Source organism: Pseudomonas gebzensis (assembly GCF_034427815.1).
Lineage (GTDB): Bacteria > Pseudomonadota > Gammaproteobacteria > Pseudomonadales > Pseudomonadaceae > Aquipseudomonas.
The window spans coordinates 55,933-76,116 of sequence record NZ_JAXQNS010000006.1 but is presented as its reverse complement, the minus strand read 5'-3'; the positions used below and the strand labels follow the sequence as shown (position 1 = coordinate 76,116).

Genomic DNA, 20,184 nt, shown 5'->3' with positions numbered 1-20,184 from the left:
ACCCAGCAGACCGCGGCCGACGCCGCCCACGCCAGCTCGGTGCAGACCGATGCCTGCGCGCGCAAAGGCACTGAAGTGGTGCAGCAGACCGTGGCGGTGATCGAGGAAATTTCCCAGGAGCTGAACGATGCTGCGCGCAGCCTGGATGCGGTGAGCCGGCAGTCGGAGGTGATCGGCCAGATCGTTTCGACCATTCGTGGCATCGCCGAGCAGACCAACTTGCTGGCGCTTAATGCGGCCATCGAAGCGGCCCGCGCTGGCGAGCACGGGCGCGGGTTTGCGGTGGTGGCCGATGAGGTGCGCAACCTGGCGGCGCGTACCAGCAAGGCGACCCTGGACATCGTCGATGTGGTGCGCCAGAACCATGACCTTTCGCTCACCGCGGTGGCCAGCATGCAGTCGAGCCTGACCCGCACCGGCCGTGGCGTGGCGCTGGCCAACGAGGCAGGCACGGTGATCATGGAAATCCAGCAGGGCTCACGCCACGTGGTCGACGCCATCAGCCAGATCAGCTCGACCCTGCAGTTGCACTGAGGCCATCGTTGAGCTCACGCGCCAGCGTCTGCAGGCTGGCTTCCAGCGTGCGCCGCGCCGCCTCGGTCGGCTGCCCGGTGGTACAGGCAGTTTCCAGCACCTCGCAATGCGCCACCACCGTTCTGACCTTGAGCATTTTCGCCCCGCCCTTGATCCGATGAACCAGCGCCTGCACCGCGTCGGTCGACGGCGCGCTGCCGAGGGTCTGCAAAGCCTTGAGGTCTTCGTCATTGCTCTGGGCGAGCTGCTCGAGCAAGCGCCGCACCAGTTTGGCGTCGCCCTGGGTGAGGTGCAGCAGGTTGTTCAGGTCGAAGCCGCTGGCGGGTGTGGCGACAGGCAGCGGCGGCGGTGCTGCGCTGGGCAGGTGCGCCTTGAGGGTCTGCAGGCCGACCGGTTTGAACAGGCAGTCATCCATGCCGCTGAGCAGGCAGCGCTCGCGCTCTTCGGCCTGGGCATTGGCAGTGATACCGAGAATCCGACAGCGCGGCCGGCCCATGTGTTGCTCAAGCTCGCGAATGCGTCGGGTCAGGGCATGGCCGTCCATCACGGGCATGCTGCAGTCGGTGATCACCAGGTCGAACGCCTGCTCCTGCCACAAGGCCAAGGCGACGGCGCCCTGTTCGGCCAGCACCACACGGTGGCCCAGCGCGGCAAGCTGCTTGTCCATCAGCAGCAGGTTGGCGGGGTAGTCATCGACCACCAGAATGCTCAGCGCGCTGGCCGTCGCGGGGGCAGCCTCAGGCGCAGGCGCTTGCACCGGCAGGGGCGCCGTGCAGGCCAGGTTCAGTTGCACGATGACCCGGGTGCCCACACCTTCGACGCTTTGCAACTCCAGCTGGCCGCCCATCAGTTCGCACAGGGTGCGGCTGATGATCAGCCCGAGGCCCGCGCCCTGGCGGGCGCGGCCGCTGTCGAGCTGGGTGAAGGCGCTGAACAGTCGGGTCTGATCCGCCACGCTGATACCCACGCCGCTGTCCTGCACCTGCAACTCGATGGCCACACGCTCGCCCCCTGGCTGCTCGCTGAGCTGCAGCGACACCATCACCTTGCCGTGCTCGGTGAACTTGATCGCGTTGCTCAGCAGGTTTGACAGGACTTGGCGAAAACGCACCGCGTCGACCATCACCCACGGCGCGTGCTGCGGGACGTGCAGCTGCAGCGCCAAGCCTTTGATCCGCGCGTTGCCCTCGAACACGCGCACAGTGGCACGGACGATGTCCAGCAGGTCGGCAGGGGCCGGGTGCAGGGTCAGGTGGCCGGCTTCGACACGGGAGATGTCGAGGATGTCACCGATCAACTCCAGCAGGCCGATGGCCGAATCATGCGCGGTCTTCAACGACACCATGTCGCAGTGCCCGCGCCGGCCATCGACCACGGCCAGTTCCAGCAGGCCGATCACCGCATTCATTGGCGTGCGGATCTCATGGCTCATGGTGGCGAGGAAAGTGCTCTTGGCCTGGCTGGCCTGTTCGGCGTCGTTCTTGGCCTGGCGCAACTGCTCCAGCAGGCTGCGGCTCAGCGCCAGCTGGGCCTGCAAGGCCTGTTGCGCTTCGGTGCGCTGGTGGATCAGCTTGCGCAGGTAGGTGTTCCAGAACACCACGCCGGCCAGCAGCACCAGCGCGAAACCGCCCAGCTGCAGCATCAGTGTGCGGTAGTTGCGCCATGGGCTGTCGCTGGCCACGGCGTTGACCCGCCAGCGATTGATCAGTTGTTCGAGCTCGTCGGGCGGGATGCTGACGAGTGCCTTGTCCAGGATGTTCTGCAGCAGCGGCAATTGCGGGGCAACGCCAAAGGCCGCCACTGCCGGTTCATCGTCCACCACCGAGGCGATCTTCAATGCGCCTTTGAACACATGGTTGATGTAGTAGGCCGCGTTGATCTGCGTGCTGAATGCGACGTCCGCCTGACCATTGGCCACCGCCTCCATCATGCGCAGCGGGTTCTGCACCTCGACAAAGGTCAGGAGCGGGTAGCGCTCGCCGAGGATGGCGCGCAGCGGCGAGCCCTTGAGCAGCGCCACGCGCTGGTGGTCGAGCTGGCCGGTGGTGACGGCGGGCAAGTCGCGGCGGGTGATCAGTACCCGAGGGCTGACCAGGTAGGGCCGGGTGTAGCGCAGTCGCTCCGCGCGCTCGGCGCCATAGCCCAGCGCACCCACGATCTCGGCGTCGCCGCGCGCGACCTGATCGACCATCTCCTGCACCGAATGACGCTGCACGATCTGAAAGCGCAGGCCCGTGCGCAGGCTGATCTGCTCGAGCAGATCGAAGGTGGCGCCGCGTGGCTGCTGATTGGCGTCATTGAAGGTCAAGGGCGCCAGGCTGTCGGTCACCAATACCCGCACCGTCGGGTGTTGGTCGATCCAGCGCTGCTCCTCGGCGGTCAGTGCGCTGAGGTGGTGCTCCAGCAGGATGCTGGTGTTGCCGCTGGTCCAGCGACGCAGGATGTTCAGCCGTTCGCTATTGAAGATGCGGGCCAGCGCTTGGTCCGTCAGGCGTTTGAGTGGCGTGTTGTCGTGCCTCATGGCGAAGGCGAACACACCCACCGGTTCGTTGACGAAGTGATCGATCTTCAATTGACCCGGGTAGCTCATGCCGATCAGGTAGTCAGTGCTGATCGCATCGCCCAGGTAGACATCTGCCTGGTTCAGCGCCACCGCTGCCAGCCCGGCCAGGGTCGAGCGGTAGAGGGTCAGCTGGGCATTGGGGTACAGGCGCCGCACGGTGTCGGTGGGCAGGTAATGATCGACGGTGGCCAGGCGCAGGCCGGTGAGGTCGTCGCTCTTGCGCAGGCTGCGTCCGGGCTGGGCGACGATGACCGGCAGGTCGTCGGTGTAGGGTTGGCTGAGCGTGAGGTTGGCGTCGGCGGCCTCGAAGGCGTTGGAGCTGCCGAGCAGGTCGATCTGCCCGGCGTGCAGCGCTTCGATGGCGTCCTGGCGGGTGGCGAAGCGCTGTACCTCGATAGGCACGCCCAGTTGCTCGCCGATCAGCCCGGCATAGTCGGCGCTCAGGCCTTCGAAGTCTTTCAGGCTGGTGTTGATTTCAAAGGGTGGGTAGTCCGGGGTCGAACTGCCCAGCACCAGTGCTTTGCGCTGTGTCAGCCACTGGCGGTCGGCAGGGGCGAGCACCAAGGGCGGTGCGGCGCTTTGCGAGCGCGCCAACAGTTGCCGCGGCTCGCTGTCGACCTGGGCCTGGGCGTAAGCCGATACGGCCAACAGCCCGGTCAGTAACAGCGCTGGCAGCATCGATTCGATTCCTCACTCAGTTGACGTTGTTGCGTTTGGCCAGATCGACCATTTCCACCAGTGACTCGGTTTTGAGCTTGTCCATGATGCGACCGCGGTAGGTGCTGATGGTCTTGGCACTGAGGTTCATTTTCTCGCCGATGTACTTGTTGCTTTCGCCTCGGGTGAGGCGGCGCAACACTTCGACTTCGCGGTTCGACAGGCTGCCCAGTCGGTTCGCTTCGCTCTCCAGGGAGCTGCTGTTGACTGACATCTGCGGAAACGTCGAATAACCCTTGATCATGGCTTTGAGGGCAAAAAGCAGAGAGTCGAGGTCTTCATCCTTGTTCACGAACGCCGAAATGCCAGCATCCAGGCAACGCCGCACGTAAAGGTCTGCCGGCTGACCGGTGAGGACCATGATCTTCGGCGCCTGCTCCATCAACTGCAAGCGCTTGATCACCTCCATGCCGTCCAGGCGGGGCAAGGCGATGTCCAGGATTACCACGTCGGGTTGCAACTTGCGCGCCATCTCGACTGCCTGAATGCCATCATTGGCCGTGCCGAGCAATTGGAAATTGTGGTTCTCAAGCAACATGCTCACAGCGAAGCGGATGGCAGCGTGGTCATCAACTACCAGGACGCTGGTCATAGGGAAACTCCTATCGGAAATGTGGTCCGTTTCCTGAAATCACCCAGGAACACGCCGCTGCCTCAGCGGGGAGGCGCACCATACGTCGAATCGGAATGCTTGGTAACGGCGTCGGAGGAAGCGTTGAAAAGTCAGGATAATCTGAGGAAAATTCCTACAAACTCAGCGGCTAAATCTAGTCTAGGCGATGCGCCAGCGTCTGTGGAACATGTTGAAGACAATGGCGACGCGCGCGTCAGGGCCTGAACAGGTGTGCATGGCTGGCACGGTATAGCGCTGACTCGCTAAACGGCGTGTCCCCTAGCACGTGGCCTACCAGAATCAGCGCAGTGCGCCGAAAACCCTTTTGCGCGACCTGCGCGCTGATGCTCTCCAGGGTGCCGAGCACCCAATCCTGATCGGGCCAGCTGGCGCGGTGCACGACCGCGACCGGGCAGTGCGCACCGTAATGCGGCAGCAGCTCGGCGACGATGTGTGTCAGATGCTTGACACCCAAGTGAATCGCCAGGGTACAGCCATGCCGGGCGAGGTCGGCCAGGCGCTCGCCCTCAGGCATCGGCGAGCGGTCGCCGTAGCGGGTAAGGATCACCGTCTGCGCCACCCCCGGCAGGGTCAGCTCGCAGCCGAGCAGGGCAGCGCTGGCGGCCGTGGCGGTCACGCCTGGGATGATCTGATACGGGATGCCATGCCTGCGCAGATGGGCGATCTGCTCGCCGATGGCGCCGTACAGACTGGGGTCGCCACTGTGTACTCGCGCCACGTCCTGGCCCTGGCGATGAGCCTCGCGCATGGCATCGACGATCTGCTCAAGGTGCAGTTCGGCGCTGTTGAGCAGTGTGACGGCCTGATGCCCGGCCAGCACTGCTGCGGGCACCAGCGAGCCGGCGTAGATGATCACCGGGCACTGACGAATCAGCCGCTGGCCTTTGACCGTGATCAACTCGGGATCGCCGGGGCCGGCACCGATGAAATAGACCGTCATGGAACGTCCTTGCAGGAAAGTGAAGGCCGCGATTATCCCCGCCAGGCCAGCGCAAGGGTAGCGGAGCCGTGAATCTGCCGGGTCACACGCAGCGCGCAGCGGCCTTCGACCTGCCGGGCGGCGGCCAGGGCAGTGCTTTCTGCCACGCCCCAGCAGCCGCTGTGGGCGAAGGCGGTAGGCGATCGATGGCTGAGCAGGGGTTGCAGGTCGGTAAGGCTTGCGATCGGAAACAGCTGCAAGGGCAGTTGCAGCTGCGCCGCCAGTGCCAGCAGGCCCGGCTCCTGGGCCTTGCTGGCAATGCTGGCAAGGCCGCGCACCGCAGTGATCGACAGCCTGTGCTGGCGCAGCGTCTGCAGCAACAGCGCCTCCAGGTGCTCGGCGGAACAGCCTTTGCGGCAGCCCAAGCCTACGTACAGCGCAGGCTGCGGATCGGCTTCAGGCACGAGCGGCACGGCGGTAGAGCCAGGTGCTCAACAACCCCAGGGCCACCCAGAACACTGCATTGGTCAGCCAGGAGGCGATCTGGAACTGCGCTTGCAGCGCCTGCGGGGCGAGGCTTTCATGCACCTCTGGCTGCGGCGCGCCGATCAGGTGCGGCAGCACCAGCAGCACCGCGCCCAGCCCCTTGAACAGCCACGAGCGGCCGAACACCAGCAACGCCAGCCCCGCAGCGGTGGCAGCGGCCGTGCCGATCCACCAGCTCTGGCGCTCGGCCAGGTCGGCGGCGGCCGTGCCCGGCAATTCCGGCGGCAGGCCAAGGGTCGGCGCCAGGCAGAACACCGCAAAGCCGGCCAGGCCCCAGAGGGCCCCGGTGGCCAGTCGATCGGGCTCGCGCAGGCTGTACAGCGCCGCCAGGATCAGCGCGAAGCCCACTGCGACCACCAGGTTGCCGCCGGTGGTAGACAGTACGCGCTGCCAGCCATCTTCCGGCTCCCACGCCTGGGCGGCGTGCTGGTGGGCCGTGGTCGTCTCGGCGTGAGCGTGAGCGGCGGGCGCGGCGTTTTCGTAGGTCTCGGCTTTGAGGATCAGCGGGCTGACCCACAGGCTTTGCAGCAAGGTCAGCAACAGCGCGGCAAGTAAGCCGCTGAACCCAGCGGTACGGGCGATGCGAGTGATCATGCGGGCGTACTCGAGGTGAGGGATCAATGGCAGGGGAAGGCGGCGCTGTGCCGTGTGTCATGGGCGGCGTTGTGCACCGCTTCGATGTGCGAGAAGCCGGCAAAGTACACCAGGCACAGGCCCAGCAGGCTGGCGCCGATGGCCAGGGTCAGGCGCTGGCTGAGGGTGGTTGGGGCAGTGATCGCAGGTTTGGCGCTGGTGACGGGCATGACGTAATCCTCGGCTGGGAAAACGGCAGGCCACGCGCGGCGGGCCCGGGCGCGAATGCGTCAGGTGCCTGCAACCGCGCCCGCCCACCGCGGGGGTTGATCGATGCGACAGGCCGGTCTCCGGGCTGGCGAGCAGGCGCCAGGCGCCTTGTACCACGCGTCCACCTTCCCACGCTTGAAGGGCACACCTTAGGCGCAGTGGCTACTTGGACGCTCAGCTCGCTTACCGTTGCGGGGGCAGCACCGGCCTTGTCTGGCCTGCTGTTGCAGACCGCGACGCACCGGTTTCCCGTTTCACCCCGTCAGGGGCACCTGAGGCACGTGCGCTTGGCACGCTCTGCACAGTCTTGGCACGCAGCCAGGCCGGCCGAAAACAGCACAGGCAAGATGCCCCAGAGCGTTTTCAACACCGCGTGAACAAGTAACAAGGCTTTACAGAGGCGCCAAGCAAATCATGCGGCGTATTTCCCCGTCAATCACCACCAGCGGTTGACCCCATGCAGGGCACTGCGTAGCCTTGCCGCTTTGAGGTTCCTGGGGAGTCATTTCCCTGGGCTAGGCACGGCCCCAGGGCGTCTGCGCGCAGCGCGCGAGCCTTTGGCCATGCCGAAGAGGGGAACGCGGTTCAAGCCGCGGCTGCCCCCGCAACTGTATGTACCGAAGCCGATCGGCATGGCCACTGCGCACGCGCAGCAGGCGCCGTTCAACGCTGCGGTGCGAGCCAGATGACCTGCCTCGACACGCATTCGACTATCAACCGGGCGGGGTGATCCGGTGGCGAGCACGTCCGGCCGTTCTGGTCGCGGGCGGTCGTCCTGCATGCCCGCGCCTTCTGCCAAGGGCACTGAGACATGAAAACACTGGCCAAGCTCCCCGTTACCATCGTCACCGGCTTCCTCGGCTCGGGCAAAACCACCTTGCTGCGGCACATGCTCGACAACGCCCAGGGCCGGCGCATCGCGGTCATCGTCAACGAGTTCGGCGAGCTGGGGATCGATGGCGATCTGCTCAAGCAATGCAGCATCGGCTGCAGTGAAGAAGAAGCTCAGGGCCGGGTGTACGAACTGGCCAATGGCTGCCTGTGCTGCACCGTGCAGGAAGAGTTCTTCCCGGTGATGCGTGAGCTGGTCGCGCGCCGTGGCGACCTCGACCACATCCTCATCGAAACCAGCGGCCTGGCCCTGCCCAAGCCATTGGTGCAGGCCTTCCAGTGGCCGGAAATCCGCAACGCCTGCACCGTCGATGCCGTCATTACCGTGGTCGACAGCCCGGCGGTAGCAGCGGGCACCTTTGCCGCCTTCCCCGATCAGGTCGACGCACAGCGCAAGCTCGACCCCAACCTCGACCACGAATCGCCCCTGCACGAACTGTTCGCCGACCAACTGGCCAGCGCCGACCTGGTGGTGCTGAACAAAGCCGACCTGATCGACGCCGCCGGCCTGGCGCGCGTGCGCGCCGAGGTGCAGGAAGAGCTGCCGGCGGCGGTCAAAGTGATCGAAGCGAGCAGCGGCCGCTTGCCGTTGGACGTGCTGCTGGGGCTGGGTGCCGAGTCCGAGGTGCACATCGATGGCCGCCGTACCCACCACGACTCGCATCACGATGACGACGGCGAGCACGATGACCACGACCACGACGCCTTTGACTCGATCTCGCTCGATCTGCCCGAAGCCGATGAGCGCCTGCTGCTCGATGCCCTGAGCACCCTGGTCGCCGAGTTCGGCATCCTGCGCGCCAAAGGCTTTGCGGCGATTCCGGGCAAGCCCATGCGCCTGCTGATCCAGGGCGTCGGCAGCCGCTTCGACAAGCATTTCGATCGTCCATGGCGCAGCGACGAGCCGCGCATCACGCGCCTGGTCCTGATCGGCCAGGACCTCGACGCCGAGCTGCTCGGTACGCGTCTGCGCCAGGCCCTGGGCGCCTGACCGATGCACCTGCTGCGGACCCAGCCCGGCGGCTTCGTGCCAGACGACAGCATTGCCGACCTCGGCCAGACCCCGGCCGAGCTGGTGATCCTGTGCAGCGGTGATTCGCACCTGGCGCTGCTGGCCGACGCTGCCGAGCAATTGCCGGCCGATTACCCCAGCGTGCGGCTGGCCAACCCCATGCAGGTGCAGAACCACGCATCGGTGGACCTGTATGTGGATGAGGTGTTGCGCCACGCCAAGGTCATCTTGCTGTCGCTGCATGGCGGCGTGGGCTACTGGCGTTATGGTATCGAACAGTTGGTGGCGCTGACCCAGCGGGGTGTACAGGTGATTCTGGTGCCGGGCGATGACCGCCCGGACCCCGAGCTGACCAGCCTGGGCAGCGTGCGTGATGCGCGCGCCGAACGGCTGTGGCATTACCTGCGTCAGGGCGGCAAGGCCAACGCGCTGAACCTGTTCCACTGTCTGGCCGGCACCTGGCTGGGCCGCGACTATGCCTGGGACGAGCCGCAGCCGCTGCCGCGCACCAGTGTCTACCACCCCCAGGTGGCCAATGCCACGCTGCAGGACTGGTACGGGCAGTGGCAGGTCGATCAGCCGGTCGCGCCCTTGCTGTTCTACCGCTCGCACCTGCAAGCGGCCAACACCGGCTTTATCGACGTGTTCTGCGAGCGCTTGCTGGCCGCCGGGCTCAACCCCTTGCCAATGGCGGTGGCCAGCCTCAAGGAGCCGGGCTGTCTGGAACAGGTGCAGGCCTGGATGGACGAGGTCGAGGCCGAGGTGATCATCAACACCACCGGCTTCGCCCTGTCGAGCCCCGAGCGGCCCAACCTGCGCCCGCTGCGCCGCGACGTACCGGTACTGCAGGCGATCTGCGCACAAGACAATCAGCCCGCCTGGGAAGCCAACGAGCAAGGCCTTGGCGCGCGGGACCTGGCGATGCACATCGTGTTGCCCGAGCTGGACGGGCGTGTGATCACCCGGCCGATCAGCTTCAAAGACCTGGCCTGGCGCAGCGAGCGCAGCCAGGCCGACGTGGTCTGCTACCGCGCGCACCCCGAGCGTATGGATTTTGTTGCCGAGCTGGCCCGCCGCTGGGTAGCCCTGGCACGTTTGCCCTCTGGGCAGAAGCGTATTGCCCTGGTGCTGGCCAACTACCCGACCCGCGATGGGCGCATCGGCAATGGCGTCGGCCTCGATACGCCGGGCGCGGCACTGAACATCCTGCGTGCGTTGAAAGAGCAAGGCTATCCGCTGGGCGAGCTGCCAGACAGCGGCACCTTGCTGATCCAGGCACTGCTGGGCGGCGTCACCAACGACCTTGACGCTCTCGACCAGCGACCCTGCGCGCAAAGCCTGAGCCTGGATGACTACCAGCGCGCCTTCGCCCTGTTGCCGGCGGCCAATCGCCAGGCCGTCCTCGAGCGCTGGGGCCCGCCCGAGCAAGACCCGATGTTCCGCAGCGGGCGGATGATGGTCGCCGGGCTGCGCTTTGGCCTGACCTTCGTGGGCATTCAGCCGGCCCGTGGCTACCAGGTCGACCCCAGCGCGGTCTATCACGACCCGGATCTGGTGCCGCCCCATGGCTACCTGGCGTTCTACTTCTGGCTGCGCCACGACTTTGGCAGCGATGCGCTGATTCATGTCGGCAAGCACGGCAACCTCGAATGGCTGCCGGGCAAGGGCGTGGGACTGTCGGCCGAGTGCTGGCCCGACGCGCTGCTCGGGCCGATGCCCAACATCTACCCGTTCATCGTCAACGACCCGGGCGAGGGCGCCCAGGCCAAGCGCCGTACCCAGGCGGTGATCATCGACCACCTGATGCCGCCGCTGACCCGCGCTGAAACCTACGGCCCGCTGCGCCACCTGGAACGCCTGGCTGACGAATACTATGACGCACAACTGCTCGACCCACGCCGGGCCCGAGAGCTGCAACGCGAGATTCTGGAGCTGGTCAAAGCCAACCACATCGATCGCGAGCTGCAGCTCGAAGGCCAGCTGGACGATGCTGCGCTGTGGTTGCCACGGCTCGACACGTACCTGTGCGACCTGAAGGAATCGCAGATTCGTGATGGCCTGCACGTGTTTGGTCAGTCGCCAGAAGGCCGTCTGCGCCGCGACACCTTGCTGGCCTTGCTGCGGGTGGCGCGCGGTGACGGGCAGGGCGCCAATGCCAGTCTGTTGCGCGCGTTGGCCAAAGCGCAGGCGCTGGGCTTCGACCCTCTGGATTGCGATCTCGGTGAAGCGTGGGCAGGCCCGCGACCGGCCTTGCTGCAAGCGGTCGACGACAGTCTCTGGCGCACCCACGGCGACACCCGTGAGCGGCTGGAACTGCAAGCGCTGGCCTTGATCGAGACGACCCTGGCCGGCCAGTCGCCGCTGCCCGATACGCTCGAATGGGCGCCTGTGCGGGCGGTGCTCGACGGTCTGCGCGACCACGTCGCCCCGTCGCTCGACCGCTGCGGCGATGCCGAGCTGCAGGGCTTGCTGGCGGCACTGGCGGGGCGTTTCGTGCCCGCCGGGCCCAGCGGCGCACCCAGCCGCGGTCGCCTCGACGTACTGCCGACCGGGCGCAATTTCTACACCGTCGATGTGCGCAACCTGCCCACTATCACGGCCTGGCGCCTGGGTTTCGCCTCGGCCAGCCTGATCCTTGAACGCCACCTGCAGGACCACGGCGATCACCTGCGCCAGCTCGGCCTCTCGGTGTGGGGCACGGCCACCATGCGCACCGGCGGCGACGACATCGCCCAGGCCATGGCGCTGATGGGCGTGCGCCCGGTATGGGCCAGTGGTTCGCAGCGCGTCGACGACTTCGAGATCCTGCCGGTCAGCGTGCTCGACCGCCCACGGGTCGACGTGACCCTGCGCGTCTCGGGCTTTTTCCGCGATGCCTTTGGCAACCTCATCCGCCTGTTCGACGCTGCCGTGCAAGCGGTGGCCGCGCTGGATGAGCCCGACGACCTCAACCCGCTGGCTGCCCGCGTACGCGCCGAGCGCAGCGCTTTGCTAGCGCAAGGCATGGACGCCGAGCAGGCCGCACGCCAGGCCGGTTGGCGGGTGTTCGGCGCCAAGCCGGGCGCTTATGGGGCGGGGGTGCAGAACGCGATCGATGGCCGTCTCTGGCAGAACCGCGAAGACCTCGCCGAGGTGTACCTCAACCACGGCAGCTACGCCTACGGCGGCGCTGATGAGGGCACGCCTGCCCGCGCCCAGTTCGCCCAGCGCCTGGGCCAGGTGCAGGCCGTGCTGCAAAACCAGGACAACCACGAGCACGACCTGCTCGATTCCAACGACTACTACCAGTTCCAGGGCGGCATGCTTGCGGCGGCCGAAACCCTCAAGGCTGCTACGGTGGCCAGTTACCACGGCGATCACAGCCAGGTCGACCGGCCGCGCATCCGCACCCTTAAAGAAGAGCTCAACCGCGTCATTCGTGCCCGCGCGCTCAACCCCAAATGGATCGATGGCGTAAAACGCCACGGCTACAAAGGTGCGTTCGAGATGGCTGCGACGGTGGATAACCTGTTTGCCTTCGATGCCACCACGCACCTGATCGACGATCATCACTACCAATCGCTAACCGATGCCTACGTGCTTGATCCTGCAACCCGTGACTTCATGCGCGAGCACAACCCAGAAGCCCTGCGCGACATCACCGAGCGCCTGCTCGAAGCCCAGCAGCGAGGCCTTTGGCAAGCGCCGGGCGAGTACCGTGAAGCCTTGGAGGCTCATTTGCTCGACGGTGAGGAAGATGCCTGAGATGAATGAACCTGAAAGCGTGCTCAACCCCAAAGCCCTGCGTGCTATCACCGAGCCGCTGCCAGCGGCGCCCCGACGCGGTCTACGGGGCGCGCCGGGCACGCAGTGCGAGGGCCTCGAATCCCATTTGCTCGACGCTGAGAACAATGACGCTGAGAACCCTGTCTGAAATGACCGAACCCGTGCAGTTCCCCTTGGCCGCCGTCGTCGGCGCTGACGATCTGAAACTGGCGCTCTGCTTGACTGCCATCGACCCACAGATCGGCGGCGTGCTGATCGAAGGCCCGCGCGGCATGGCCAAGAGTACCCTGGCGCGTGGCCTTGCGGCATTGCTCGATGACGCGCCGTTCGTGACCTTGCCCCTGGGCGCGAGCGAGGAGCGTGTGGTTGGCACCCTCGATCTGGACGCGGCACTGGGGCAGGGCAAGGCGCAGTTTTCACCGGGCGTGCTGGCTCAGGCCGATGGCGGCGTGCTCTATGTCGATGAAGTCAACCTGCTGCCGGACGGCTTGGTCGACCTGTTGCTGGACGTGGCTGCCAGCGGCGTCAACCGGGTCGAGCGTGACGGCATTTCGCACCGTCATTCAGCGCGCTTCGTGCTGATCGGCACCATGAATCCGGAAGAAGGCGAGTTGCGCCCGCAACTGCTTGACCGCTTCGGGCTCAACGTACTGCTCGACGGCCTGCCTGCGCCTGAGGCGCGGCAGCAGATCATTCGCCGGCGACTGGCCTTCGATGCCGATCCGCAGGGCTTCAGCGTGTCATGGCAGCACGCCCAGACACAGCTGCGTGAGCGCTGCCAGGCGGCACGCGCGGCGTTGGTGCAGATCGAGCTGGACGACGGGTCGCTGGCCAGTATCACCGCGCAGTGCTTTGCCGCAGGCGTCGATGGTTTGCGAGCTGACCTGGTCTGGCTCCGGGCAGCACGTGCGCATGCCGCGTGGCGCGGCGCTGAGCGCATCAGCGAGGAGGACATTGAAGCGGTGGCCGATTTTGCCTTGCGTCATCGCCGTCGGCAGGCAGCCCCCGAGCAGGCACCCAGCGCGCCGCCACCGACCGGCGGCCAGGCCGCAGACGCGCAAGGCGGGCGCAGTGACTGGGGCGCCTTGCCGCCGCAAGCGATCACCAGCGGTGCCCGGCGCGAGGTACCGAACTGGGCAAAAAAGCCCTGAGCATCCGTGCGCGCGCAGCCACCGCAGCGGATGCCCGAGCCCGGCCTGGCCGACAGGCTGGCATGCCCCGCGGGCGCGTGCATGCGGCCAGTGAGGGTCGCGTGGCATGGCTGCCGACCTTGCTCAACGGCCGTCCGTGCGCGCGGCGCGACCTGTGCTGGCAGCAGCGTCAGGCACAAGGCCCGCAGGTGTGGCTGGTGATCGTCGACGCCTCGGCCTCCACCCGCCGGCATGGCGCGCTGGCCGAGTGCAAGGGGCTGCTGGCGCAGGTGTTCGACCAGGCCTATCGACAACGCGCGCGCCTCACCTTGCTGACCGCCAGCGGTCGCGAACCACGCTGGCAGCGCCACGGCCTGAAGGCCTCGGCCGCCCTGCAGCCGTGGCTGCAAGCATTAGGCGCAGGGGGCGGTACACCGCTGCTGGCGGCGCTCGAACAAGCTCGCCAATGGCTGCTGTCACGTGCCCGCCAGCACCCGGATGAAGTCCAGCGCTGCCTGGTCTTCACCGATGGTCGTTTACAACGTTGGGAACCGTTGGCCCCACTGCCGTGCGCCAGCGTGCTGGTGGATATCGAACGGGCACCGGTCCGGTTGGGCAGAGCCCAGGCGTTGGCGACGCAACTGCAGGCCGAGTACTGGCACCTCGATGAGCTGCGACGGCTTGAATGACCCTGTGCATCGCGAAAGCGACTTCAGTCGTGAAGGCGGCGGAACGAGAGTGCGGGGTCTGTAGAAGCGACTTGCGTCGCGAAGGGCTGAAAAGCAGCCTCAGTGGCTGTAATCGCGCCTTATCGGTCGGTAGGCATCACGCGAACCAGGCCGGCTTTGCTGTGATTTACGAATGAAATCGATCTAAATTGGTATTAATAATCAATAAGTTATCGCTTGTTTTTCATGTAAGAATTTAATATCCCAACATGCAAGTGGATAATCCACCTCAGTCAGGCCGGCTTCGCCGTCCATCGCGAGCAAGCTCGCTTTTCCTCGATCGCATGTTTCTGCTGGAATGACCTCGCCCGGCATACCGCGGTCCGAGTAGGAGCGAGCTTGCTCGCGACGGGCTGCGAAGCAGCCCCAATGGCTGCAATCGCGCTTTATGGGTCGGTAGGCGTCGCTTCAATCAGGCCGGGTTCGCCGTCCTACGCGACTGCGGTTTATTCTTTAAAACCCATATTAATCAATAATTTAGCTTTTGTTGTTCAGGTAAAATCTCGGCATCTTGGTGCCCCAACCCGTTTTGTCAGGAGAGCCCATGCAAGGCAAGACCCGCAAGATCGTCCAGGCCATTCTTTACGAGACCATCGCCGTGGCCTGCGTCGCCCCTGCGCTGGCGCTCATGTTCGATGCGGGCATGGCGCATTCCACAGTGCTGTCAGTGTTGATGTCGGGCATCGCGCTGAGCTGGAACATGGCCTTCAACTGGGCTTTCGAGCGTTGGGAAGCGCGCCGCGCGCAACGGCGGCGCACGCTCTGGCGTCGTTTTCTGCATGCCTTGGGGTTCGAAGGCGGGCTGGTGGTATTGCTCCTGCCGCTGGTGGCGTTCTGGCTCGACATTACCCTGTGGCAGGCGTTGCTGACCAACCTGGCGCTGTTCGCGTTTTTCTTCGTCTACGCGTTCGCCTTCCAGTGGGCCTTCGACAAGGTCTTCGACGTGCCGCTGTCAGCGCAGCAACGTCAGTGTTGACGGTTCAGCGTTGCCCAGGCTAAGTTTCCTGTCCATGAACGCCTTCCTCGTTTCGCACGTCAGCCAGATTATTACCGCCATCATCAGATTGGCGGACTAGCGCTCACGTGCAGCAAACCCGCCCTGGAGGCGGGTTTTCACACCCTGGCTCCTCGGCACCCCACACCGCCAGGAGCTTTCGATGAACAGCTTGACCGTCAACCCGCCGTCATTGCCCCCACTGCGCCCGTGCCTGTCCGAGCACGTCCGGCGCATCCTTGCTGCGCCGGTCTACGACCTTGCCATCGAGACGCCGCTGCAAGCGGCCCCGGCGTTGTCTCAGCGTCTGCGCAACCAGGTGCTGCTCAAACGCGAAGACCTCCAGCCCACGTTCTCCTTCAAGATCCGCGGGGCCTACACGCGTCTCTCGCGCCTGACATCCCACCAGCGTGCTTGCGGCGTAGTGACCGCGTCGGCCGGCAATCACGCGCAGGGCGTGGCCCTGGCCGCCGCGCACCTGGGCGTGCGCGCGACCATCGTCATGCCCACCGCCACCCCCGCGTTGAAGGTCGACGGCGTGCGCTCGCGCGGCGGCGAGGTGGTGATGCACGGCGACAGCCTGGCCCACGCCATTGCCCATGCCCTGGACCTGGCCGAGCGTGACGGCGCCACGTTCATCCCCCCCTTCGATGACCTCGACGTGATGGCCGGGCAGGGCACCGTGGCCATGGAAATTCTGCGCCAGCACCCCGGTCGGCTGGATGCGATCTTCGTCCCCGTCGGCGGCGGCGGGCTGATCGCCGGCATTGCCGCGTACGTCAAATACGTGCGCCCGGAGATCAAAGTGATCGGTGTCGAGCCGCACGATGCCAATTGCCTGCAAGCAGCCATGGCCGCTGGCAAACCGGTGATCCTGCCGCAGGTAGGCACCTTTGCCGAAGGCGTTGCGGTGGCGCAGGTCGGCGCCCAGTGCTTTGACCTGTGCCGGCACTACGTCGACGAGGTGATCACCGTCAGCAGTGACGAACTGTGCGCTGCGATCAAGGACATCTACGACGACACCCGCGCCATCACCGAGCCCTCCGGTGCACTGGCGGTGGCCGGCATCAAGCGCTATGTCGCTCGCGAGCGGGCCAGCGGCCAGACCCTGGTGGCCATCGATTCAGGCGCCAACGTCAACTTCGACCGCCTGCGCCATGTGGCCGAACGCGCTGAGCTGGGCGAGCAGCGCGAAGCCTTGATCGGCGTCACCATCGCCGAGCGACCGGGCAGCTTTCGCGCGTTCTGCCAGGCGCTGGGCAAACGCCAGATCACCGAATTCAACTACCGCTGCCACCCCGGCCAGCCGGCACGGTTGTTTGTCGGCGTACAGACCCACCCGGTCGATGACCCACGGCCAGATCTGCTCGCCAGCTTGACGGCACAAGGCTTCGAAGCCGTCGACCTGACCGACAACGAACTGGCCAAGCTGCACATACGCCACACCGTCGGCGGCCATGCCGCACAGCCAGCACAGGAACGCGTACTGCGCTTTGAATTTCCCGAACGGCCCGGCGCCTTGCTGGGCTTTCTGCAACGGCTTGGCCAGCGCTGGAACATCAGCCTGTTCCACTACCGCAACCATGGCGCCGCCCAGGCGCGGGTGCTGGCAGCGCTGCACGTGACGGACGCAGAGTCCGCGCAGCTGCAACAGGCGCTGGACGGCATGGGCTATCGGTATTGGGATGAGACGGAAAATTCTGCGTATCAGCTGTTTCTTGGGTGAGCGAGGGCGGCTTCATGAACAGGCTGGAGAACAGGTCAGGCCAGGGGGAAACACCTTGACCGAGTCGCACGGCTTTTCAGGTACATCCTGAAATCTTGCAGATGCGCGACGGCGCCGGTCGCGCACCGCCGCCGTCGCGTTACCCTCGGGGGTGATCGAGCCTCAGCGCTGACGCAGCCTTGCCATCGTCAGCGCATCGACATAAGCCCCGTCGCGCACCGCGTAGTCACGCAGCCGGCCTTCGATTTCAAAGCCGAACTTGCGGTACAGCGCCAGCGCCGGCTCGTTGTCGGCAAACACCGTCAGTTCCACCCGGCGCAGGTTCATCCAGTCATCGGCAATCGACAGCACCGTCTGCATCAGCAGCGAGCCTACCCCCTTGCCGTGCCAGGCCGGCGCCACCCCCATGCCCAGCCCGCCGACATGGCTCTGCCGAATCCGCGCCGACTGTTCAAGGCTGATATTGCCGATCACCTCACCCTGGTGCAGCGCCACCAGCGGCACGCGTCGCTCCGTGCTCATGTCCAGCCGCTTGCGCCAGACCTCGGTGGACTGAAACGGCATTTGCAGCACCTGGCGGCACACGGCTGGGTGGTGATACAGCGCGGTGATCCCGTCGATGTGCGCGGCGCTCATGGGCACGATGTGGATATCGGGTGTGGCGGCCGGCATGTGAATCGTCCTTGTGTCGGTGAGGTACACGGATCACCCTAAGCGAAGTGCGTGGCGAAATGCCAGCGCTCCGGCGTTCAGCAGGGGGCGGACTGTGCGTGTGGGCAGATGGACAGGCAGGGGCCAGGTTCGCCAAGCCACCCTGCGATAGGGGGCTGAGGCGAGGTGGGCCCTCCATTGCGGCGCACCGGCGCGCGCAGTGCACCGCACATCCGCGTCGGGCCGCGATCTCACGTTACAGACGCCCACTCACGCCTGGTTCAGGACACACCCATGCCACCGATGACCGCACACGAGCTCGCCATCCACCTCACCCACCCCAGCGACCCTGGCCTGTTTCACTGGCTGGTGGCGGCCTTCCTCATGGGTAAGCGCATTCGTGCGGCGGCGGCAGTCGAGGCTTACCGCCAGTTGGTCGAGCAACAGGGCCTGGACACGCCGAACAAGCTCGCCGCTTGTGCGCATACGGTGCTGGTGCGGCGACTGGGGCAGGCGGGGTATGCCCGTTACGACGAGTCGACAGCGCGGCGCCTGCGCGCGCTGGCGACGGCATTCCAGGCGCAGATGCCGAAGCAGTTGGAGGCGCTTCGGGCCGGCGAGCTGACGCGCGCTGCGTTCGAGCGCTGGCTGTTGACCTTCGAGGGCATCGGTCCGAAGACCGTAGAGATTTTCATGCGTGAGGCGGCCAGGGTGTTCGTGTTCGCTGAAGACGCGCCTGCCTGATCCCTGCAGCGCTGCGTCCCATCACGCACGGGTCTCGCTCACGGTCCGCTCGGCGTCGCAGGTCTGTCGCGCTCAGGACCGCTCACCGCGCAGCCAGCGTTCGTGGTAATGCATCAACCGGGTCAGCCCGTGCAACGCGCTGTCCTGGATGACCTGTGCGCGTGCGCCGAAGAAGCGATGGGTGGCGGTGAATACCGCATCCGTCTCGCCGGCAAAGGCCCAGGCGAAGCACACGGTTCCGGGCAGCACGCCAGGGGCTGGGGCCGGCCCGGCAACGCCGGTGGTGGCGATGGCCACGTTGGCCTGGCTGTCGCGCAGGGCGCCGCGGGCCATCTCCCAGGCCACTGCTTCGCTGGTCAGGCCGAAACGTTCGATGGTGGCAGGATCGACGCCCAGCAGCCGCTGCTTGGCCTCGGGCGAATACACCACGTAGCCGCTTTCAAGCACTTCGCCAGCCCCCTCATGCTCGGCCAGCCTCGACACGATCCGCCCAGCCGTACACGACTCGGCAGTGGTCAGCAGCAGGTGATGGGCCTTGAGGTACTCGAGGACGGCTAGCGTAGGGTCGCGGGGCATGGGCGGATCGACTCGGTGGCAGTGTTGCGGTGGACGTGCTGGCGTCGAAAGGGTTCACCCGGAGTGATGGCCAACAACTGCAGCGCTCCGCCAGACCGTGCAGGCGCCGAGCCGTGTTGAGCGCACTGGCACCCCTTGTGATGAAGGACCCGCTGCGCGTGGTGCGGTGTAGGCCAGCGGCATCATGGCCGTTTCGCCGATCCGGTCTGATCAGTGCGCCAACTGAAACGCCGCGTTCCCTGTGGGGGATCGCGGCGTTTTTCTCAGGTGTGCATCGGACCGTCAGCGCGAGGCATGCGTCGGACAATCAGAGAATCGGCTTGCCACCGGTCACCGCGTACAGCGAGCCGGAAATGTAGCTGGCTTCATCCGAGCCCAGCAGCACGTAGATCGGCGCCACTTCCACCGGTTGCCCCGGGCGGCCCATGGGGTACGCCGCGCCGAAATTCTTTACCGCTTCATCGGGCATGGTCGCCGGAATCAGCGGCGTCCAGATCGGGCCAGGGGCCACGCTGTTCACGCGAATGCCCTTGTCGGCCAGTTGCTGCGCCAGCCCTGCGGTGAAGTTGGCGATGGCGCCTTTGGTGGTGGCATATGGCAACAGCTTGGCCGACGGATCGTCCGCGTTCACCGAGCTGGTGTTGATGATCGAGCCCCCTTTGGGCATCGACGGCAGCGCCCGCTGGCAGATACGGAAGATCGCGGTGATGTTGACGTTGAAGGTCATTACCCACTCGTCGTCCGAGATGTCGGTAAAGTTCTCATGGGCCATCTGGAACGCGGCGTTGTTCACCAGAATGTCGATGCGCCCGAACTGCGCGACGGTTTTGTCGACCAGGTCATAGCAGTGCTGCTTCTGCGCCAGGTCGCCCGGCAACAACAGGCACTGACGGCCGGCCGCTTCGACCCAGCGTGCGGTTTCCTGTGCATCTTCATGCTCGTCGAGGTAAGCGATGGCCACGTCGGCGCCCTCGCGGGCGTAGGCAATGGCCACTGCACGGCCGATGCCGCTGTCCCCGCCGGTGATCAGCGCGATCTTGCCATCGAGCCGACCGTGGCCGACGTAAGACTGCTCGCCGCAATCGGGGTAGGGCTCCATCTTGCGCTGCGAGCCTGGCACCGACTGTGGCTGGGACGGGAAGGGTGGTTTTGGGTACTCACGCATGGCTCAAGCTCCTGTAGAAGAAAATGCTCATGAGTGTTTGAAGGGC

At 65.7% G+C, this 20,184-nt stretch carries 18 protein-coding genes and 2 riboswitches; of the genes, 9 read left to right on the top strand and 9 right to left on the bottom strand.

What is annotated here, in order from left to right; all coding sequences use genetic code 11:
- Positions 1-39: 39 nt before the first annotated feature.
- The gene (locus SJI00_RS22585; RefSeq protein WP_416221037.1) at positions 40-534 is read left to right on the top strand and encodes a methyl-accepting chemotaxis protein; all 495 of its coding nucleotides are present in this window, start codon (positions 40-42) and stop codon (positions 532-534) included.
- On the opposite strand, the gene SJI00_RS13010 is transcribed toward SJI00_RS22585, so the two are convergent.
- The 6 genes from SJI00_RS13010 to SJI00_RS12985 form a co-directional block, all read right to left on the bottom strand.
- On the bottom strand, positions 509-3,775 hold the full coding sequence (locus tag SJI00_RS13010; RefSeq protein WP_416221034.1) for a transporter substrate-binding domain-containing protein: 3,267 nt from the start codon (positions 3,773-3,775) through the stop codon (positions 509-511). The two genes, SJI00_RS22585 and SJI00_RS13010, sit on opposite strands and share 26 nt — an antisense overlap.
- A gap of 16 nt (positions 3,776-3,791) precedes the next feature.
- Positions 3,792-4,406, bottom strand: a complete 615-nt coding sequence (locus SJI00_RS13005) for a response regulator transcription factor (RefSeq protein WP_322462123.1) — start codon at positions 4,404-4,406, stop codon at positions 3,792-3,794.
- Positions 4,407-4,641: 235 nt separating this feature from the next.
- Positions 4,642-5,388 (bottom strand): precorrin-4 C(11)-methyltransferase, encoded by a 747-nt coding sequence (gene cobM / locus SJI00_RS13000; protein ID WP_322462122.1) that lies wholly within the window; start codon positions 5,386-5,388, stop codon positions 4,642-4,644.
- 32 nt (positions 5,389-5,420) lie between these two features.
- A complete protein-coding gene (locus SJI00_RS12995; protein WP_322462121.1) occupies positions 5,421-5,840 on the bottom strand; it encodes a cobalamin biosynthesis protein in 420 nt (139 codons plus the stop codon).
- The gene (locus SJI00_RS12990) at positions 5,824-6,507 is read right to left on the bottom strand and encodes a CbtA family protein (protein WP_322462120.1); all 684 of its coding nucleotides are present in this window, start codon (positions 6,505-6,507) and stop codon (positions 5,824-5,826) included. Before SJI00_RS12990 ends, SJI00_RS12995 begins: the two co-directional genes overlap by 17 nt.
- A gap of 23 nt (positions 6,508-6,530) precedes the next feature.
- On the bottom strand, positions 6,531-6,716 hold the full coding sequence (locus SJI00_RS12985) for a CbtB domain-containing protein (protein ID WP_322462119.1): 186 nt from the start codon (positions 6,714-6,716) through the stop codon (positions 6,531-6,533).
- A 94-nt stretch (positions 6,717-6,810) separates the two neighbouring features.
- Positions 6,811-7,047: riboswitch (cobalamin riboswitch) on the bottom strand.
- Positions 7,048-7,285: 238 nt separating this feature from the next.
- Positions 7,286-7,468, top strand: a riboswitch (cobalamin riboswitch).
- Positions 7,469-7,567: 99 nt separating this feature from the next.
- Here SJI00_RS12985 and cobW point away from each other — a divergent pair.
- The 7 genes from cobW to ilvA all read left to right on the top strand — a co-directional run bounded on the left by cobW (position 7,568) and on the right by ilvA (position 17,002).
- A complete protein-coding gene (gene cobW / locus SJI00_RS12980) occupies positions 7,568-8,638 on the top strand; it encodes a cobalamin biosynthesis protein CobW (RefSeq protein WP_322462118.1) in 1,071 nt (356 codons plus the stop codon).
- A gap of 3 nt (positions 8,639-8,641) precedes the next feature.
- Entirely contained in the window at positions 8,642-12,403 is a 3,762-nt protein-coding gene (cobN, locus tag SJI00_RS12975; RefSeq protein ID WP_322462117.1) for a cobaltochelatase subunit CobN, read from the top strand.
- A gap of 1 nt (position 12,404) precedes the next feature.
- Entirely contained in the window at positions 12,405-12,572 is a 168-nt protein-coding gene (locus SJI00_RS12970; protein WP_322462116.1) for a hypothetical protein, read from the top strand.
- Position 12,573: 1 nt separating this feature from the next.
- Positions 12,574-13,575 (top strand): magnesium chelatase ATPase subunit I, encoded by a 1,002-nt coding sequence (locus SJI00_RS12965; RefSeq protein ID WP_322462115.1) that lies wholly within the window; start codon positions 12,574-12,576, stop codon positions 13,573-13,575.
- 62 nt (positions 13,576-13,637) lie between these two features.
- Complete coding sequence (locus SJI00_RS12960; RefSeq protein WP_416221033.1) at positions 13,638-14,243, top strand: vWA domain-containing protein; 606 nt, start codon at positions 13,638-13,640, stop codon at positions 14,241-14,243.
- A gap of 583 nt (positions 14,244-14,826) precedes the next feature.
- A complete protein-coding gene (locus SJI00_RS12955) occupies positions 14,827-15,258 on the top strand; it encodes a PACE efflux transporter (protein ID WP_322462114.1) in 432 nt (143 codons plus the stop codon).
- Between the two features lie 181 nt (positions 15,259-15,439).
- Positions 15,440-17,002 carry a threonine ammonia-lyase, biosynthetic gene (gene ilvA, locus SJI00_RS12950; RefSeq protein ID WP_322462113.1) on the top strand — a complete coding sequence of 521 codons (1,563 nt, stop codon included), beginning with the start codon at positions 15,440-15,442 and terminating at the stop codon, positions 17,000-17,002.
- A 162-nt stretch (positions 17,003-17,164) separates the two neighbouring features.
- Here the strand turns inward: ilvA and SJI00_RS12945 are convergent, their stop codons facing one another.
- The gene (locus tag SJI00_RS12945) at positions 17,165-17,674 is read right to left on the bottom strand and encodes a GNAT family N-acetyltransferase (protein WP_416221032.1); all 510 of its coding nucleotides are present in this window, start codon (positions 17,672-17,674) and stop codon (positions 17,165-17,167) included.
- A gap of 273 nt (positions 17,675-17,947) precedes the next feature.
- Here SJI00_RS12945 and SJI00_RS12940 point away from each other — a divergent pair, with 273 nt between their 5' ends.
- A complete protein-coding gene (locus tag SJI00_RS12940) occupies positions 17,948-18,397 on the top strand; it encodes an HhH-GDP family DNA glycosylase (protein WP_322462112.1) in 450 nt (149 codons plus the stop codon).
- A gap of 72 nt (positions 18,398-18,469) precedes the next feature.
- On the opposite strand, the gene SJI00_RS12935 is transcribed toward SJI00_RS12940, so the two are convergent.
- Complete coding sequence (locus tag SJI00_RS12935) at positions 18,470-18,973, bottom strand: CinA family protein (RefSeq protein ID WP_322462111.1); 504 nt, start codon at positions 18,971-18,973, stop codon at positions 18,470-18,472.
- 307 nt (positions 18,974-19,280) lie between these two features.
- Complete coding sequence (locus SJI00_RS12930) at positions 19,281-20,138, bottom strand: SDR family oxidoreductase (RefSeq protein WP_322462110.1); 858 nt, start codon at positions 20,136-20,138, stop codon at positions 19,281-19,283.
- Positions 20,139-20,184 lie beyond the last annotated feature (46 nt).

Bases quoted from the DNA above. Each gene is read 5' to 3' on its own strand.
- SJI00_RS12945 (WP_416221032.1), bottom strand. From the start codon at position 17,674: ATGCCGGCCGCCACACCCGATATCCACATCGTGCCCATGAGCGCCGCG.
- SJI00_RS12935 (WP_322462111.1), bottom strand. From the start codon at position 18,973: ATGCCCCGCGACCCTACGCTAGCCGTCCTCGAGTACCTCAAGGCCCAT.
- SJI00_RS12940 (WP_322462112.1), top strand. From the start codon at position 17,948: ATGCCACCGATGACCGCACACGAGCTCGCCATCCACCTCACCCACCCC.
- SJI00_RS12985 (WP_322462119.1), bottom strand. From the start codon at position 6,716: ATGCCCGTCACCAGCGCCAAACCTGCGATCACTGCCCCAACCACCCTC.
- ilvA (WP_322462113.1), top strand. From the start codon at position 15,440: ATGAACAGCTTGACCGTCAACCCGCCGTCATTGCCCCCACTGCGCCCG.
- SJI00_RS12965 (WP_322462115.1), top strand. From the start codon at position 12,574: ATGACCGAACCCGTGCAGTTCCCCTTGGCCGCCGTCGTCGGCGCTGAC.
- SJI00_RS12990 (WP_322462120.1), bottom strand. From the start codon at position 6,507: ATGATCACTCGCATCGCCCGTACCGCTGGGTTCAGCGGCTTACTTGCC.
- cobM (WP_322462122.1), bottom strand. From the start codon at position 5,388: ATGACGGTCTATTTCATCGGTGCCGGCCCCGGCGATCCCGAGTTGATC.
- SJI00_RS12960 (WP_416221033.1), top strand. From the start codon at position 13,638: ATGCCCCGCGGGCGCGTGCATGCGGCCAGTGAGGGTCGCGTGGCATGG.
- SJI00_RS12955 (WP_322462114.1), top strand. From the start codon at position 14,827: ATGCAAGGCAAGACCCGCAAGATCGTCCAGGCCATTCTTTACGAGACC.
- SJI00_RS13005 (WP_322462123.1), bottom strand. From the start codon at position 4,406: ATGACCAGCGTCCTGGTAGTTGATGACCACGCTGCCATCCGCTTCGCT.
- SJI00_RS12970 (WP_322462116.1), top strand. From the start codon at position 12,405: ATGAATGAACCTGAAAGCGTGCTCAACCCCAAAGCCCTGCGTGCTATC.
- cobW (WP_322462118.1), top strand. From the start codon at position 7,568: ATGAAAACACTGGCCAAGCTCCCCGTTACCATCGTCACCGGCTTCCTC.
- SJI00_RS12930 (WP_322462110.1), bottom strand. From the start codon at position 20,138: ATGCGTGAGTACCCAAAACCACCCTTCCCGTCCCAGCCACAGTCGGTG.
- SJI00_RS13010 (WP_416221034.1), bottom strand. From the start codon at position 3,775: ATGCTGCCAGCGCTGTTACTGACCGGGCTGTTGGCCGTATCGGCTTAC.
- cobN (WP_322462117.1), top strand. From the start codon at position 8,642: ATGCACCTGCTGCGGACCCAGCCCGGCGGCTTCGTGCCAGACGACAGC.